Origin of the sequence: Enterococcus sp. B2E4, assembly GCF_030499455.1 — a bacterium.
GTDB classification, from domain to species: Bacteria; Bacillota; Bacilli; order Lactobacillales; family Enterococcaceae; genus Enterococcus_D; species Enterococcus_D casseliflavus.
The window spans coordinates 243971-260535 of record NZ_JAUKPK010000011.1 but is presented as its reverse complement, the minus strand read 5'-3'; the positions used below and the strand labels follow the sequence as shown (position 1 = coordinate 260535).

Sequence of the window (16565 nt, the reverse complement as noted above, 5' to 3'; positions counted from 1 at the left end):
GATTTGATTTTACACAACTCATCAGTCCTTATTGACAAAGAGCCCGGATTGGTTCGCTTTTCAATTATGCTTCAATTTCTTTGACGAGTTCTTCCAATTCATTCAAGCGTTGCTCAAATACTTTCATCGCGTCTTCAATATAATCTGCTTTTGTCATATCGACGCCCGCTTTTTTCATGACTTCGATTGGATAATCACTGCGTCCAGCTTTCAAATAGTTCAAATAGTTGGTTAAGGCATCTGGTTCACCTGCTAAGATTTTCTTCGCTAAAGCAGAAGCTGCCGAAAATCCGGTTGAATACTGGTAAACATAGTAATTGTAATAGAAATGCGGAATGCGTGACCACTCAAGACGAATCTCAGGATCTTTTTCAACAGAAGGTCCGTAGTATTTTGCATTTAACTCGGCATAGTTCTCGCTTAAGAACTCACTGGTCAACGGCGTTCCTTTCGCATCTTCCACGTGCATGAAGTGTTCAAACTCGGCAAATTGCGTTTGACGGAAAATCGTTCCTTTGAAGCCATCAAGAAAATGATTCAAGACATAAGCTTTGACCCGTGGATCTGTTTCAGTCTGCAGCATATACTCTGTCAAAATATTTTCATTGGTGGTTGAAGCGATTTCTGCTAAGAAAATCGAATAATCGCCATAGGCATAAGGCTGGTTATTACGTGTAAAGTAACTATGCACACTGTGTCCCATTTCATGAACAAGAGTAAAGAGTTGATCCAATCGATCATTCCAGTTCATCAGGATATATGGCAGCGTATCATAGGCACCAGAAGAATACGCGCCACTGCGTTTGCCTTTGTTTTCAACGACATCGATCCACCGATTGCTGAAGGCTTCTTCAACCACCGCAAGGTATTCTTCACCTAATGGTTTTAACGCTTCTTTCGCTTTTCCGACTGCTTCTTCATAGGTATATCGAATGGGTGCTTCCCCTAAAATCGGCGTATAAACATCATACATATGCAACGTATCGACAGCCAACAGGCGTTTTCTTAATGCCATGTAACGATGCAACAATGGCAGGTGCTGATTGACGACATCCACTAATGTATCGTAGACACTTTCAGGAATGTGGTTGGCACTCAAAGCGGCTTGCCGTGCCGAATCAAATTTGCGGGCTTTTGCTTTAAAGTTATGGGCTTTGATATTGGTGCTTAATGTTTGGGCAAAGGTATTGCGGAATTGCTCATAGACACCATAAAGACCTTTAAAGGCTGCTTCACGGACAGACCGATCCGTGCTTTCCATCAACTCACCGTATACACCATGAGATAACTGTACTTTTTCCCCGTTTTCATCTTCAACTACTGGAAAATCCAAATCAGCATTGTTTAAAACAGAAAAAATGTTGCCAGGTGCCCCAAAAATTTCGCCAGCACCAGCTAATAACGCTTCTTGCTCCGCTGGCAAGACATGTGGACGTTCGTTGATGGTTTTTTCGATCATATGACGATAAACAGCTAGTTTCGGCTCTTGATCGAAATAGCCCCAAATCGTTTCATCAGACATTGTCAATAGCTCAGGATCAAACCAAGCAACGGCTTCACTTACTTGCGCAACTAAGTTACTTGCTTTTGCATACAAGCCTTGATACGTCGTATTGGCAGTATCTTGATCGTTTTTCAAATGACTGTATACATAGAGTTTCTCTAAACGACGAGAAAGCGCTAAAACAAATTCTAATGCGGATAAGAAGGCTTGCGGCCCATCGGCTAAAGTACCTTGGTAACGACTTGCTTCTTTGACTTGTGCTTGGATCTCTTGAAATTCTATGTCAAAAGCCGCATCATCGGCATAGATTTTCGTTAAGTCCCACGTTTTTTCGACTGGAATCGATTCACGTGCTGGTAATTGTTTTGTTTCTGACATTCCCTTCACTCCTTGTTCATTGGTTAAAAATATCTTATCATACTTTTCAGTGAAACCAAATCATTGGCTTAAAAAGAAACCGAATTTACTAAATATTGGCATTCTTGAAAGAGCCCGCGCAAAATTTCCCGTTGATCCAGTAACGGGAACTGCCATTGCCAATCCAGCTGCCGCAGCCGTGCTACCCATTGATCAAAACGAAGTGGACAGTCACTTAAATAAAGAAAGCGAAAAACCAATATTCGATGCTCAAATAAAATGCCAAAGCTGCTTGCACAATAGCACCACATAGGCAGCTGGGAGACATTGCCTTTTAACGGATACAATATTTCTTGGATCACACGGATTTTTGGCAGGTTCTTTCGCAGTTTTTGTATCAACCAGACCTGATAGTCTGCAGCAAGCCATTCAGGAGGACGGTGATGGTTTGAGCTTTGTCCTTTGCACAAAGGGCGAAGAGTTTCTTTATGGTAAGGCGCCCCTTTTCGAGCATCGCTTTGTTGACTGCTGACTCCTTCTTGATAGTGCCAGTTGATTTGATCTAACTTCATTAAGGATTGATTTTGCGTATCAATCAGCCACAAACAAAAACCAGTTGCCTGATAACTACAGCAGGCTTTTGCCAAAAGTGACCATTGGCGTTTCGGATGCAATTTCTCCCCTAAGATCCACCATGGTCGATAGCCGTTTGCTAAATACGTGCTGGTTCTTTCAAGAAATCGTGAAAACTTGAGGGAAGAACACTGTACTTCAATGGCGATATTCTTATAACAAAGGTCAGGACGCTGTTGGAGTTTAGGCAAAAAGGCTTCGATCTCAATCCCTGTATCTTGAAACCATTCAACCAATAGTTGTTTGGCTTCCAAGTGTTCCTTCGTCTCCCCTTCGCTGTAAGTCTGACAATCAGCAGTTGCTTGATGGGCAAAGTGGGGCTGTCGTTTGGTTCCTTGCCGCAAAGTCACTTCTTGGTGACACCCTGGGCAATAAAAAGGACCTGATGCTTTCTTTCTCCCTTTCGCTGCAATGACTTCTTTTCTTTGGTTCAATGCTTTCAGCATCTAACTCACCTCAATAAAAGATACGCCATTTTTATCAAACACAATTGAAAAAGCCAAGAACATTAGCAACATGTTCTTGGCTGGAAATGAATTTCATTCATTAATCATTCTTGAAGTAGAAACGAGTCAATTCAAGTGCATCGTTTTCCATGATCAACTGACCATATTCAGATAAAACCTCTGGCGTCACTGATGTCCGTTGGGCAAATTCCATCAAATAAGAAAGTGCATTTTCCACTTCAATATCAGTAACCTCTGCATCCATGAATCGAATTTCAATATAATAATGGTTACCCATTTGGTAAAGATTGGTTGCAACGGAATCCAAATATACTTCGGATGCCAATTGAATCATATCTTCGAATCGCAACAACTCGAATACAAAACGATTGCCGATGTCTTCTGCTTGCTCCGACTCTTGTAATTGAGCCGCCACATGCTTTTTCAACATGTCGGTAATGTCTTCATTCGCTTCATCGTTCATCTCATCAAAATTTTCCATTCCTTCTGGTGGAAGATTTTTGCTAATAAACAATTCTAACCCATCGCCTTTAGGCAAGACTTGGAAAGTTACAGCTTCACTGCCCTTAAATTCTTCGTCAATATCAACTTCTTCAAGAATACTGTAAAAGAAGTTTTCAATTTCATTGTGATTTCCTAGAAGGTCAAGAAAAGTGATGCCTCTCGCAGCTAAGTCTTCACTTTTGATCAATACACGAATGGTGTTCTCATTGATATGTTCCATTTCCATATTAGCTACACCTCACTTTTGCTACTCACTATAGGTTCATTGTATCGAAACCTGATAAAAAGTAAAGAGAAAACGAATATCCTCTTAAGAAAAACATAAAAACTCAAAAAAAGACTCACTTTCAAAGAGAAAGCGAGTCGATGAAGTCAAATTTATAATCCTGCCATTAATTGCGCTTGTCTTAGTTCCAGTTGGCGAACATCCCTAGGTAAGAACCGACGAATTTCATCTTCGTTGAACCCAACTTGCAATCGTTTTTCATCAATCATGATCGGACGACGCAATAATCCTGGGTTTTCTTGAACAAGTGTCAATAAATCTTTTAGGGGCAGGTCATCTAGATCCATATTCAACTTTTGGAATACTTTGGATCTGGTGGAAATAATTTCTTCTGTGCCATCTTCTGTCATTTGTAGAATTGCCTTAAGCTCAGAAATATTTAACGGTTCTGAAAAAATATTTCTTTCAACAAAAGGGATTTCGTGCTCTTGTAACCACGCACGAGCTTTGCGACAAGATGTGCAACTTGGGGAAGTGTATAGTGTCAACAACGTGCATCTCTCCTTTTTAATTTTCAATCAAGCAAGTCCTGTTCCCTCGCTTGATTTCAATTATACAGGTTTAACTAAAAAAAATCTAGTCTAAATCTCATATTTTTTAATAAAACTCGAAAGTTATATTAAAAGCGAAACCTTTAAGGCAAAAGGTTTCCTTCAAAAAGTTTATTTTTAAATGAGAAAACTCAAATTTTTTTTTAATATTACTCCTTTTATACAACAGTGTGTCAAAGGTGTATCAAAAAGATGTCAGAATATTAAAATATTCTTTTAACAGAAGGCAACGTTTTTTAATTTTACTACGACAATTACAGATGTAATCAAAAACTGAGAGAAAAACCAAGGCAGTCGCTCAATCGTTTTCAAAAGAACTTTTTCACGATCCTTCCTTTGCCGAGAAACGATCGCGCTACAATGAAAATGAATGTTATTTTTTTGTGCTAGTAATCGCAACCACTCTCTCTCTTCTTGGTTTTATTGTATCACATTCCTTTTTAATCAGAAAACCATAGAAGCATTTCTGTCATAATCTGCTATAAAACAGCAGCAGAAATGAACATCTGCTTATAAATGAAAAGGGTTTCTCACAAAAAACTCAGTAAAAAATGATCAATCCAAGAAGCCAGCCAATTTGTTGCTTGGTCACTGACAAAGCATAATAGACTGTACTATTCTTGAACTGATCGTTTACCATGTCTTTCTTCTAAGCGAGTGTTGGTTCTCGGTCACGAGCAAATTGAGCATCATGCAATGCACGATAATGCCCTTTTCTCGCCATCAACTCTTCATGGGTTCCTTCTTCTAAGATCCCCTTCTCACTAACGACAATGATTCGTGTCGCATGTTTGATCGTTGCGAGGCGATGGGCAATGATCAAGGTTGTACGCCCATCTGCCAAAGAATTCAATGATTCTTGGATCACTTGTTCCGTTTCGGTATCTAACGCTGAAGTTGCTTCATCTAGAATCAAAATCGGCGGGTTTTTCAAGAACATCCGAGCAATCGCTACCCGCTGCTTTTGGCCACCCGATAATTTGATGCCTCGTTCACCGATGACCGTATCCAAGCCATCCGTCATTTGATCAATGACTTTTTCTAAGTGTGCCAATTTGACTGCCTTTAAAATCTCCTCTTCTGTTGCATCAAGTTTGCCATAAGCAATATTTTCTCGAATCGTTCCTGGGAAAAGAAAAACATCTTGCTGCACCGTACCAATCTGCTGACGTAAAGATGCCAAGGTCATCTCCTGAATATTGATGCCATCAATCGTAATGGCGCCTTCCGTGACTTCATAAAACCGCGGCAACAAGTTGCATAACGTTGTTTTCCCTGAACCACTTTGCCCAACGAAGGCGATCGTCTCACCCGCTTTGATCGACAAGTCGATGTGATTCAAGACTTTCGTCGCATCCGCATAGCAAAAAGAAACATCATGGTAGACGATGTCTCCCTTTAAGGAAGTTACTGCCCGTGCCCCTGGCTTGTCTTTGATCGTCGGTTCTTTATCCAACTCTTCGGTCAAGCGTTTGAAGCCAGCGATTCCTTTCGGATAGCTTTCGATCATCGTATTAACCTTCTCAATTGGTCTAACAAAGACATTTGACAATAAAATAAACCCTACGAACTGACCGTTCGTCAGTTCACCACGAATCACGTAGTAGGCACCAAAGATCAGAGCAAACAAGTTGATCAACCGAATCAAGAAATAATTGTACGCTGAACTGATTGCCATTACCTTATAAAAAAGGATCTTAGACTGCCGATAAATCTCACTTAACCCGTCAAAGCGTTTATGTTCAAACGTTTCATTGGCAAATGATTGTGTCACTCGAATGCCACTGACAGATGCTTCCACTCCGGCGTTGAACTCACCGAGATTATCATAGATCTGTGTGTTGACTTTGGTCATTTTCTTATTGAAAAAAACCAAGGCGATCGTGATCAAGGGAATCAACGCAAATGTTGCCACAGCTAATTGAACATGCATATTTAACATCAATAGGAATGAACCGACCAAAGTCATGATGGTAATAAAAACATCTTCTGGCCCATGGTGAGCGACTTCAGAAATCTCAAAGAGATCCGTAGTCAAACGACTGATCAGCTTGCCAGTTTTTTGATTATCATAATATTCAAAAGATTGCGTTTGCAGATGTCGAAATAACTCTTGACGCATATCAGTTTCAATATTGACCCCAAGTTTATGACCATAAAAAACCACGATATATTGCAACACAGTATTGATCACATAAAACAAGAACAAGCCTAAGCAAGCCAACAGTATTAGGCGAAAGTTGTTCTGGGGCATGATCTTATCGATTACTTGGTTGACGGCAACTGGAAAGGCTAGTTCCAATAAACCAGCAAATACCGCACAAGTAAAGTCGAGTATAAATAGTGACCGATACGGTCGATAATAACGAAAAAACCTTTTTAACACATTTCCCCCTCCTCAATAGCTTTCATTATAAGCAACTCTCAGAAGAAATGCAAAATGAGAAACATGTGAAAATGGGTAAAATTCACTATAATTTTGAAAACCTATGAAGACGCGGATTTCTAAAAACAGTAAATAAAACCTTTATTTTACAGGAGTTTTCCTCTTTTTTTTACAGGAATAATGGCTTATGATTGATTCGAAAACAAACTGAAAATTTTCACTAACTCTGAAAGGCGTGTCTTTTTTGATCACTAGTATTCTTTTTGATGTCGATGATACCTTATATGACCAGCAACAACCATTTCGCAATGCCGTAACCTCATGTTTCCCACAAATAGCCCACAAAGATTTAACTGCTCTTTACTTACGGTTTCGGGTGCACAGTGACGAGCAGTTTGGACGGGTATTGGCAAATGAATGGACGCTAGATCATTTTCGTTATTATCGACTGACCCATTCATTAACGGATTTAGGGTACTTACCTATTGCAATGGAAGAAAGCTGTAAATTTCAGCTGTGTTATGAACAAGAACTAGATGCCATCACGCTGCATCCTGAAGTTGAGTCAACTTTGAACTATTTGTCCACATTGCCAGTCAAACTAGGAATTATTACCAATGGTCCCACTGACCACCAGCAAAAAAAATTGGATCAGTTGCAACTGACTCGATGGATCAAACCAGAGCATATGATCATTTCCCAAGCAACTGGTTATCAAAAGCCGCAACTTGAAATCTTTCAATTGGCAGAAACCGCCTTTGCTCTTGATCCGGAAACCACATTGTACGTTGGTGATAATTTTGATAATGACGTGGTTGGCTGTAAGAAAGCCGGGTGGCAAGCTTTGTGGTTCAATCATCGTCTCCGTCAAGCGCCTAGTGGATTGGAAGACTTACCAGATGCATCGATCACTGCTTTTTCACAGCTGCAAGACAGTATTGACAGACTGATGCAAGTGCCTGCATACATGTATAACTAAAAAGATGGACCTTCGCTCCTGCGGCAGGTCCATCTTTTTGAATGGCTAACTTTCTTCGCCGATACTCAATATCAAGCGAATATCTTCTTCTGTCATTTGTTGAAGCTGTGTTTCATTGCCTTGGATCACTTTTTGGAAAAGCTCACGTTTTTCTTGTTGCAACGCATCCATTCGTTCTTCAATGGTTCCTTCAGCAATCATTCGCCAGACTTCGACAACATTTTTTTGACCGATCCGATGGGCTCGTCCAGCGGCTTGTTCTTCCACCGCCGGGTTCCACCACAAATCGTATAAAATCACGGTGTCTGCGCCGGTCAGATTCAGTCCTGTTCCTCCTGCTTTTAACGAGATCAAGAAGACGTCCTTTTCTCCACTATTGAAGGCATCGACCATCGTCAAACGATCTTGCGGCGGTGTGCTGCCTCGCAAGTAAAAGGACTCAAACCCTTCTTGTGCTAGCTCTTCTTCAATGATCGAAAGCATGCTAGTAAACTGAGAAAATAACAGCACACGACGCCCATTTTCTTTGGCTGCTAAGAGTAAATCTTTGACCTGTTCAAGTTTCCCAGAAGACCCTTCATAATCCTCCACGAATAATCGTGGGTCACAACAGATTTGCCGCAGTCGAGTCAAACCAGCTAAGATACTGATTCGATTTTTACGAAAAGACGTAGAATCCATTTGCGCGATTTCTTCCCGCATTTGCCGCAAGTACGCCAAATAGATTTTCTTTTGTTCTTCTGTTAAAACACTGTAATAATTTGTTTCCAATTTTTGCGGCAAATCATGCAGCACGGATTTTTTGTCTCTTCGCAAAATAAAGGGTTTGATCATTTTCGCAATTTCTTGCGTAGACAGCTCTTTAAATTTCTGCTTGTTCGGGAAAAAGCCTGGCATGATCATTTGGAACAAGGACCACAATTCTTCTAAATTATTCTCGATCGGTGTGCCGCTGAGGGCGAACCGCTGTGGAACTTCCAAGGAGCGCAAGGCCTGTGCCGTTTTGGTCGCACTGTTTTTGACCATTTGCGCTTCATCTAAAATCAAACAAGTCAGATCTAGTGCTTGATAAGCATCAATGTCTTGCCGCAAGCTTGCATAAGAAGTGATGCGGACGTCCGCTGGCTGCGCCATCTGCCCTTCGCGCTCTTCTTTCGTTCCGCTGATGACAGACGCAGAAATCGTCGGCGCAAACCGTTTGATTTCTTGTTGCCAGTTGAATGTTAGACTCGCCGGTGCCACGATCAATGCATTCAATTTTTGTTTCTCTTGTTTTTCTGAAAGTAAATAGCTGATCGTCTGAACGGTCTTCCCTAACCCCATTTCATCGGCAAGGATACCGCCAAATTGATAGTGGCTCAACATTTTTAACCAACGGAAGCCAACTTCTTGGTATTGTCGCAACTCAGCATGCAAGTTTTCTGGCAGCTGCGCCTCAAAGTTTTCTGGGTGGATCAAGTCTTCCGTCATTTGCTGAAAACCGGCGCTAAAGCTGGCTTGATCAGCAAACTGCTCTTGCAGGAGCAGCCCTTGATTCAAAGGAACTTGGATCGCCCCATCTTTCGCTTCTAATGAAAGACGCAATTTTTTCAGGGCAGCACTTGCTTCTTGAAACTCTTCCGATTCCAATGAAAGGACTTGCCCATTTTCAGTGGTATAAAATTGTGCAGACTGTAACAGGCTGCGCAAGACCTCATTGATCTCTGACTCTTGAATGCCGCTGACATCAAACTTGATATCCAACCAAGAACCATTTTCTTCGATAACGATTTCTGGTCGATGGTGTTGGGCGTCAAGGTAAAGTTCCCGCAGCTTCTTGCCGATACGGACTTCACCTAATTGCCTTAAAACAGGGATCTCCCTTGTAAAAAAGGTATAAAGTTGTTCCCCCGCAGGTAAGCTTTTTTGCCAATTTTTAGTGCTCGCTTGATAGCCAAAGGTTTCAATAATCGCTTCAATTCGTGCTTCTTGTTGAAAATCACGTAAAATCTCGGGATGATTTTCTGGCATATAGTGATGTTTTTCATCACTTGAAAAAACGACTTCTCCATAAGTGAAGTCTACTTGTAAATCGACTTGTCCTTTGATTTTCCGTAACGAAAAGACGGCTTTCAATTCAGACTCTTCGATTTCATTTTGAACTTCTGGTGCTACTTGGACACGCCCGATTTTTCGCAAATAAGGCAATACTTTCATAAAGAGATTCGCTAGTTCTTCTTTCGGATAGTCGATGACTGGCTGTTCAAATCGTTTAAACAACTGTTGCATCGTGACATAGATTTCCTTTTGTTCGACAGTCAGTTCATAAAAGGTTCCATCCAGCAGACCCCAATTATAATAGCTAAGTAAATGGTCAAAATCTTTCACGAATTCCAGCGGAAAATGATCCTCCTGTTTTGTGACTGAAAACGACAAAGGTTCACCGATTTGAAAATCGGCTTCATTGACTTTTGTTTCACCAATGGTTATTTGCGTATAGACTTCGTTTAACTGTAACAACAATTCTTTGCCGAACTCAACTGGTAGCAGCAAATACTTTTTGTCAAGTTTACCACTGATCTGAATGCCTGCTTGCCCGATTAACTGTTGCGTTTGCGCGATTCCTGCCAATCGATTCAACAAGGCTCGATTTTTCTCATCAAAGGCATCCGCAGATAGAAAGAAGGTCTGCTGCTTATTCGCTGCGTACTGCTTGTTTTCTTGGTACATCTGCAAAAATTTATAAATGTTTTTAACGACATAGGTCCGTGCGGTGCCACGATTGCCGACTTTGAGGGAAATCCCTAAGATATCCATTTCTTGATGGTAAGGATTGGTGGCGATGGTATCTATCCGAAATTCAACCTGTAAGGGTTGGCTCGTTTCTTTTTCGCTCCCTAAGCGGGCAAAGCCGTTGGAAAACATCTCTGAAGCAGAAAAGGCTTTTTTGATGGGGGTTTGCTCATTGATTTTTCGTGTTTTCCCTTGTTTGCGTAGATAAAGTTCGACTGCCACCGTGTGTTTGCAATAATGATGCTCTTCCCAGTACGGACATTGGCAATAATCTACCTCTTTGGCTGTAGCATCTAAGGTCACTAAATACAATTCTGTCCCCAATACTTCTGCGTGCCACACATTTTTTTCTTTGTCTGGTGTGACAGATAAGACGCGATCTTCGTTGACATACGTTCTGCCACGCTCAATTACTTTTTCTGGAATACTCCACTTCATAAGAGCCCTCCTCTCCTTATTCTTTTATTCGGATCCGGCTTTGCCCGCTGCCGTTAGTTTCTACGAAAACTTGCTGCAGGATTCTTGCCCGCAGTTCTCGAACATGACTGATGATCCCAATCATGCGCCCTTCATTTTCGATCATTTCTAATGCTTCCATCGCCATTTCCAATGATTCTTCATCAAGCGATCCAAAGCCCTCATCAATAAAGAGGGCTTCGATCTCGATCCCACCAGCTCGTTGCTGGATCACATCCGCCAAAGAGATCGCCAACGCTAAGGCAGCAATAAAGCTTTCGCCGCCTGAAAGTGTATGAGCTCTTCTGACTTGTCCCGCATTATCGTCATATATGTCAATTTCTAAGCCTGTTGAGCTTCGATAGCTCCCGACTTTATCCGCTAATTCAAATTGATAGCGGCCACGAGTCAACCGAGCCAAGCGTTCATTGGCGACTTCTAAGATCTCTGTCAGAAATTGCTGCAGTACATACCGTTCCAAGCTGGTTTTTTTGACGTTTTCGCCGTTGATGGTTTCTGCCAACTGCTGAAGTTGGCCTAATTGGGCCAGTTCTTCGACATTTTGCTGATAAATGACCTGCAGCTCGTCAAACAACCGTTGATTGCCGTTGACTTTCTCCTGTTTGCGAACTGTTTCTTGCTGTAGTTCCTCCATCACGGTCTGCAACTGAAGGTAGTCAGCTTCCAATTGGTTTAAATCTATCGCAGCTTGCTCTTTTAACTGTGCATCTAACAATGCTAGCCGTTGCTGAACAAACACCGTTTCTTGCTCATAGGTTTTGATTTCTTCTGAGAGAACGGTTGTTTGAGCGGCTTGGGCAATCAATTCCCGCATCGTTTCTTCAGTCATACCAGCTTCTTGGAGCCGCTGCGTCAGTCGTTGTTCTGCTTTTGTCTTAGCCGCTTGCTTTTCTTCAAAAAATTGCTGCAGATTTTTCAGCTTCTCTGAAAGAATCGCTTGCTGTTCGTTTAGCTGCGCTTCTTGTCGGGCATCAGCCTCAATTTGTTGCGTATATTCCCTCAGTAAACCATTGGTTTTTGCTAAATCGGCTTGTAATTGTTCATACGTTGCGCCTGCAAGTTGTTCCTGTAAAGAAGCCAATTTCCCCTCCGCAAGCTGGCGCGCTTCTTGGGCTTTTTTCGCTTGCTCACTGACTTGCTGATAGGACTCATTTAACGTTGCTAATTTCTCATTTACTGCCTGATGTTTCTTCTGCGCGTCTTCATAAGAAGCGGCTTTTTGTTGATTGAAAGATTGCCGTTTCTTTAGTTCCGCTACCGTCGTTTCCTCGGTAATCGTCTCTTGGTTTTCTATCGGCTGCAAGGCAGCAAATGCCTGTTGAACTGTAGTCCAAGCGAATGCCACTTGCTTCTGCGCAGCAGCACTGGTGGCTTGCCATTCGCTGATTCGCAATGTGGCTTGCTCCTGCAGCGTTTGATTTGCCGATACTTGCTGCTGGATCTTCGTCAATTTTTCTTGTGTTTGCTCAAGTCTTTGTTCACTGGCAATGATGTCTTCGATGCGATAGGTCGTGTGCTCCTGTGTATTCGGATGATCCAAGGATCCGCAAACCGGACAGGGTTCATTTTCTTCCAGCAAAAGACGAAGCCGAGCAATTTGCATTCGAGCATTTTGACTGGTTTCTTGTTTTAACGTTTTTTGCAGCTCCAGCAAGGATGCTGCTAATTGCTGTTGTTCAAGAACCAACTCCGAATGAATTTGTTGCTGTTCCCCTGCTTTTTGCTCGGCTTCACGAAACTGCGCTTTTGCTTGCTGCCATTTTTCTACCAGAGCCTGCGTTTCTACCAATTTCACCGCTTCTGCTTGAAACCCTCGCAATGCTTCGATTTCTTCTGCCAGATGCTGCGCTTGCGCTTTGGCACTTGCTTGCGCTTGGTTTATCTTCGTTAATTCGGTGGTCTGTTGTTGTGCGGCTTTTTCAAGTTGCACCACTTCTTCTTGCTGCGCTTGTGTGCGCTGTGCTAGCGGGATCTGCTGCTGGATTCGTTGAACTTTTTGACTAGCAGCTTCCTGTTTTTTCTTGATGCCGTCAATCAACGCTCGTTGGTCTTGCCAGCTTACTTGTTGCTGCTGAATTTCTTGCAGCTGCTGCTTTGTTTCGTTGATTTGCTGAGTAGCTTGCTGTGCTTCTTTCACTCGTTCTTCTTTTTGCTGCATGATTTCTTGATGTTCAAGCGCCCACACCAACTGGTTCAACTGTGCTTTTTTCTGAGCGATCTCGGTTTTTTTAGCATGCAGCTCTCGGGCTTTTTCTTGTAGACCTTGCCATTCGATCCGTGCATTTTCAATTTCTTTTGCACGGTAAAAAGCGTCTTGCGCTGCTTTCATTTCTTGGATCGCTTGGTCTTTTTTGTGCAATAACTGCTGAAGCTGCGCCTGTTGTTTTTCTAAATCCTGCGCCCACAAAGTCAGACCTTCCGCAACCGTTAAAACCTCCTGCGCTTCTTCCCATTCAAAGCGCTCCATGATTTGCGAGGCGAGCAGCTGCTGATGCTCAAGCTTTTTACTTTGTGCTTTGACTTGCTCTTTCAACCATTCATTAAATTGTTGATACATTTCCGTGCCAAATAAATTCCGTAAAACGCGTTCTTTCTCATTGCTGCTGGCAATCAAAAAATTACGAAATTCTCCTTGCGGCAACATCATGATTTGAAAAAACTGTTTGGCATCCAGCTGCAGCAGATCCTTGATAAATGCATCAACTTCTGTGCGTTTACTGATCTGCTTTTTCTCTTTGCCTTCGGCGTCAAAAATCGTCAGCTGGACTTTTGCCGTTTGGTTGGTGACCCCGTCACCACGTTTTTTTGCTAAGGTCTGTTCCGGTTTCCGTTGGATCTGGTAGGTAAAACGCTGATGTTCAAAAGTAAAGGTGACGCTGGTCTCTTCGGTTGGTGAAGCAAACATCGAGCGCATTTCTTTGCCTGAGCGCAGATTCCCCGATGTTTCACCGAACAAGGCAAACGTCATGCCATCGAAAATCGTCGTTTTTCCTGCACCCGTTTTGCCGCTGATCAAAAACAAACCGCCAGCTTGCAGCTGACTAAAATCCAATTTTTCATCAATGAATGGACCAAAATTTTTCATTTGTAAAGACTTCGGTTGCATGACTATTCCCTCTTTTCCACGACAAATGCTTCATTTAATCCTTGTTCGATCCACTTGGTTTGTGCATCGAGCAATGAATCTCCCGTCATCTCTTGAAAAAAATGACTGATCAAGGCCTGCGGGTCGGTTTCTCGTGTCGTTAGCTGTCTTTTTTTCGTCTGTTCTCGACCATTCAACCGTTCGACAGACAAAATAAATGGATAGATCTTTCGCAACTGATTCATCATATTTGGAATCACAGCACGATCCGTCAGCAGAAAATGCCAAAACGCCTCACGATCCAGCTCACGGTAAAAAACCGGATCGATCAACTCCTCAAAGGAGGCTGTCAGTTGCTGGATATCCCTTTTTGGTGTCAGGGGAATAAATTCATTGGTATCTTTTACGGTATCAACAAGATAGACCCCTTTTTGGTTCGTCCGTTCAGAAAGGGAAAATTTCAGCGGAGAGCCACTGTACCCGATTTTCGGATGTTTCAGGGCGGTATTGGCATGTAAATGCCCCAAAACGACTCGATCAAAAGGTGCAAAAGCTGTGGTCGGCACGCTGTCCAATCCGCCAACTTGAATTTTCGTTTCAGAATCCGTTTGGCTAGCACCCGCCACAAAAAAATGGGTCACTAACACTTGTTTTTTTGACGAATCAAAGTGCTTGGTCATCTCCTCGATCACTCTTTGGACACTATCTGAAATTTTCGTTAACGGTTCGTCAAAAAATAAGCGCGCCTCGATCGGTTCAAAATAAGGCAGCAAAAAGAATTGTGTATCGTCAAACTCGACCGGTTGTAAACTTTGTTCGATGCTGGTGGACAGATAAAAACGTGTTTGCTGAAACCACTGACTACCAGTTTCTAGCCGCGTTGGGCTATCATGGTTTCCTGAGATAGCCAATAAAGGCAGTTCATTCGTTAGATTGATTTCTGCGATTTTTTCATTCAATAATTTGACCGCATCGACAGCGGGAACGGAACGATCATAAAGATCACCTGCAATGACGATGGCAGCGGCTTTTTCTTCTAAAGCGATCGCAATGATTTGATCGATAATTGCTCGCTGGTCCTCCAGCAGATCATAGCCATGTAGTTTTTTTCCGATGTGCCAATCAGCTGTATGTATAAAGCGCATTTCTTCACCTTCTTAAAAAATATCCTTCCAACCATTATACCACTTTCCCTGATCGTTAGACATCTCTCTGCCAGCGAAATTTCACTTACCACCCATTTTTGATAAAAAGAGCGAACACCTGACATCATTATGTTGAAATGTTTTTTCAATTATAAATTTATATCTTGAAATATAATTACACTTCATTTACAATGATTGTGAAATCGAATTCAACAATCGCTTTCATCACTATTCTAAAAGAAAGGAGAAACGCTATGCTTGCAATAGGACTAATGTCAGGAACCAGTTTGGATGGGATCGACGCTGCTTTAGTAAAAATCAATGGCTACGGCACCGAAACTGTTGTACAGCTGATGGAAATGGTCACGCTACCCATTGGTGAAGAATTGAAGGAACAAATAAAAACCGCTTGTGATCCGGTGGAATCAAATGTTCCCCTCATCTGCCAATTAAATACTGAACTAGGGTATCAATTTTTGAAAGCGTGTCAAATCCTCTGCCAAAAAGCTGGTATTGAAGAAAAAAGCATTGATTTTGTTGCCAGCCACGGACAAACGATCTGGCACTCCCCCGATTCTGATCCAGCGAAAAACAGCACCTTGCAAATTGGCGAACCTTCGATTATCGCTTATGGCTTACAAACGAAAGTCGTCGCCGATTTTCGAGTGATGGATATGGCTGCTGGCGGTCAAGGCGCCCCTCTTGTTCCTTATACAGATTATCTGCTCTATCAATCAGACAGCAAAAATCGTTTGCTGCAAAACATTGGCGGCATCGGCAATGTTACTGTACTACCAAAAAGTGGCAGCTTAAACGAGCTGTATGCCTTTGATACAGGTCCAGGAAACATGGTCATCGATGAATTAATGGTTCAGTTATTCGGCCAGCCTTATGATGCGTTTGGTGAAACAGCCCGTGCGGGAGCAATTATACCCACCTTGCAAAAGGAATTAAGAACTCATTTTTATTTGTCCCAGCAACCGCCGAAAAGCACCGGGCGTGAGCTTTTTGGAAAACATTTTGTGCAGCAGTTATTGACCAAGTATCCCGAAGCAGCCCCTGAAGACTTGGTGAGGACTTTAACCGATTTCACCGCTTTTTCCATCGCTGACAGTTACCAACGGTTCATTTTTCCTCAGTTGGGAACAAACGATCTGGAAGTGATTCTCTCGGGCGGTGGTGCCCACAATCATCTGCTGATTGAACTGATCCAAGGCTATTTACCAGAATCAGTAGCCGTTGGAACACAAGATGACATTGGCGGTTCCAACGATGCCAAAGAAGCGGTGGCTTTTGCCATCTTAGGAAATGAAACCCTTCACAGCCGTGTCAATAATGCCCCTGCAGCAACCGGGGCAGCCCAAGGCGTGATTTTAGGGAAAATCATTCCGAATCCATGGGAAGCAAAAATGTAAAACA

General features: G+C 42.3%; 10 protein-coding genes. 2 read left to right on the top strand and 8 right to left on the bottom strand.

Features of this window, described 5'->3' with window-relative positions:
* Window positions 1-64 precede the first annotated feature (64 nt).
* The 5 genes from pepF to Q1X33_RS09230 form a co-directional block, all read right to left on the bottom strand.
* The gene (gene pepF, locus Q1X33_RS09250; protein ID WP_005229703.1) at window positions 65-1882 is read right to left on the bottom strand and encodes an oligoendopeptidase F; all 1818 of its coding nucleotides are present in this window, start codon (window positions 1880-1882) and stop codon (window positions 65-67) included.
* A 68-nt stretch (window positions 1883-1950) separates the two neighbouring features.
* Window positions 1951-2940: a competence protein CoiA gene (locus tag Q1X33_RS09245; RefSeq protein ID WP_005229700.1), complete on the bottom strand. Its 990-nt coding sequence runs from the start codon at window positions 2938-2940 to the stop codon at window positions 1951-1953.
* A 100-nt stretch (window positions 2941-3040) separates the two neighbouring features.
* A complete protein-coding gene (locus Q1X33_RS09240; protein ID WP_005229698.1) occupies window positions 3041-3691 on the bottom strand; it encodes an adaptor protein MecA in 651 nt (216 codons plus the stop codon).
* Between the two features lie 152 nt (window positions 3692-3843).
* Window positions 3844-4242: a transcriptional regulator SpxA gene (gene spxA / locus Q1X33_RS09235; protein ID WP_003127030.1), complete on the bottom strand. Its 399-nt coding sequence runs from the start codon at window positions 4240-4242 to the stop codon at window positions 3844-3846.
* Window positions 4243-4951: 709 nt separating this feature from the next.
* The gene (locus tag Q1X33_RS09230; protein WP_270787833.1) at window positions 4952-6688 is read right to left on the bottom strand and encodes an ABC transporter ATP-binding protein; all 1737 of its coding nucleotides are present in this window, start codon (window positions 6686-6688) and stop codon (window positions 4952-4954) included.
* Window positions 6689-6932: 244 nt separating this feature from the next.
* On the opposite strand from Q1X33_RS09230, the gene Q1X33_RS09225 reads away from it, so the two are divergent.
* Window positions 6933-7667: an HAD family hydrolase gene (locus Q1X33_RS09225; RefSeq protein ID WP_270787834.1), complete on the top strand. Its 735-nt coding sequence runs from the start codon at window positions 6933-6935 to the stop codon at window positions 7665-7667.
* Between the two features lie 45 nt (window positions 7668-7712).
* Here the strand turns inward: Q1X33_RS09225 and Q1X33_RS09220 are convergent, their stop codons facing one another.
* Genes Q1X33_RS09220 through Q1X33_RS09210 form a run of 3 tightly spaced genes read right to left on the bottom strand, consistent with a single transcriptional unit; the run spans window position 7713 to window position 15146 of the window.
* Complete coding sequence (locus tag Q1X33_RS09220) at window positions 7713-10877, bottom strand: DEAD/DEAH box helicase (protein ID WP_005229690.1); 3165 nt, start codon at window positions 10875-10877, stop codon at window positions 7713-7715.
* 16 nt (window positions 10878-10893) lie between these two features.
* On the bottom strand, window positions 10894-14022 hold the full coding sequence (locus Q1X33_RS09215) for an AAA family ATPase (RefSeq protein WP_005229689.1): 3129 nt from the start codon (window positions 14020-14022) through the stop codon (window positions 10894-10896).
* Window positions 14023-14024: 2 nt separating this feature from the next.
* The gene (locus tag Q1X33_RS09210) at window positions 14025-15146 is read right to left on the bottom strand and encodes an exonuclease SbcCD subunit D (protein ID WP_005229687.1); all 1122 of its coding nucleotides are present in this window, start codon (window positions 15144-15146) and stop codon (window positions 14025-14027) included.
* Between the two features lie 254 nt (window positions 15147-15400).
* Between Q1X33_RS09210 and anmK the strand changes: the two genes are divergently transcribed.
* Window positions 15401-16561, top strand: a complete 1161-nt coding sequence (gene anmK / locus Q1X33_RS09205; RefSeq protein ID WP_005229685.1) for an anhydro-N-acetylmuramic acid kinase AnmK — start codon at window positions 15401-15403, stop codon at window positions 16559-16561.
* The last annotated feature ends 4 nt before the right edge of the window (window positions 16562-16565 follow it).

What these genes read in the sequence shown, in the direction of transcription:
- pepF (WP_005229703.1), bottom strand. Translation starts at nt 1,882, where the DNA reads ATGTCAGAAACAAAACAATTACCAGCACGTGAATCGATTCCAGTCGAA.
- Q1X33_RS09245 (WP_005229700.1), bottom strand. Translation starts at nt 2,940, where the DNA reads ATGCTGAAAGCATTGAACCAAAGAAAAGAAGTCATTGCAGCGAAAGGG.
- Q1X33_RS09240 (WP_005229698.1), bottom strand. Translation starts at nt 3,691, where the DNA reads ATGGAAATGGAACATATCAATGAGAACACCATTCGTGTATTGATCAAA.
- Q1X33_RS09220 (WP_005229690.1), bottom strand. Translation starts at nt 10,877, where the DNA reads ATGAAGTGGAGTATTCCAGAAAAAGTAATTGAGCGTGGCAGAACGTAT.
- Q1X33_RS09215 (WP_005229689.1), bottom strand. Translation starts at nt 14,022, where the DNA reads ATGCAACCGAAGTCTTTACAAATGAAAAATTTTGGTCCATTCATTGAT.
- Q1X33_RS09210 (WP_005229687.1), bottom strand. Translation starts at nt 15,146, where the DNA reads ATGCGCTTTATACATACAGCTGATTGGCACATCGGAAAAAAACTACAT.
- anmK (WP_005229685.1), top strand. Translation starts at nt 15,401, where the DNA reads ATGCTTGCAATAGGACTAATGTCAGGAACCAGTTTGGATGGGATCGAC.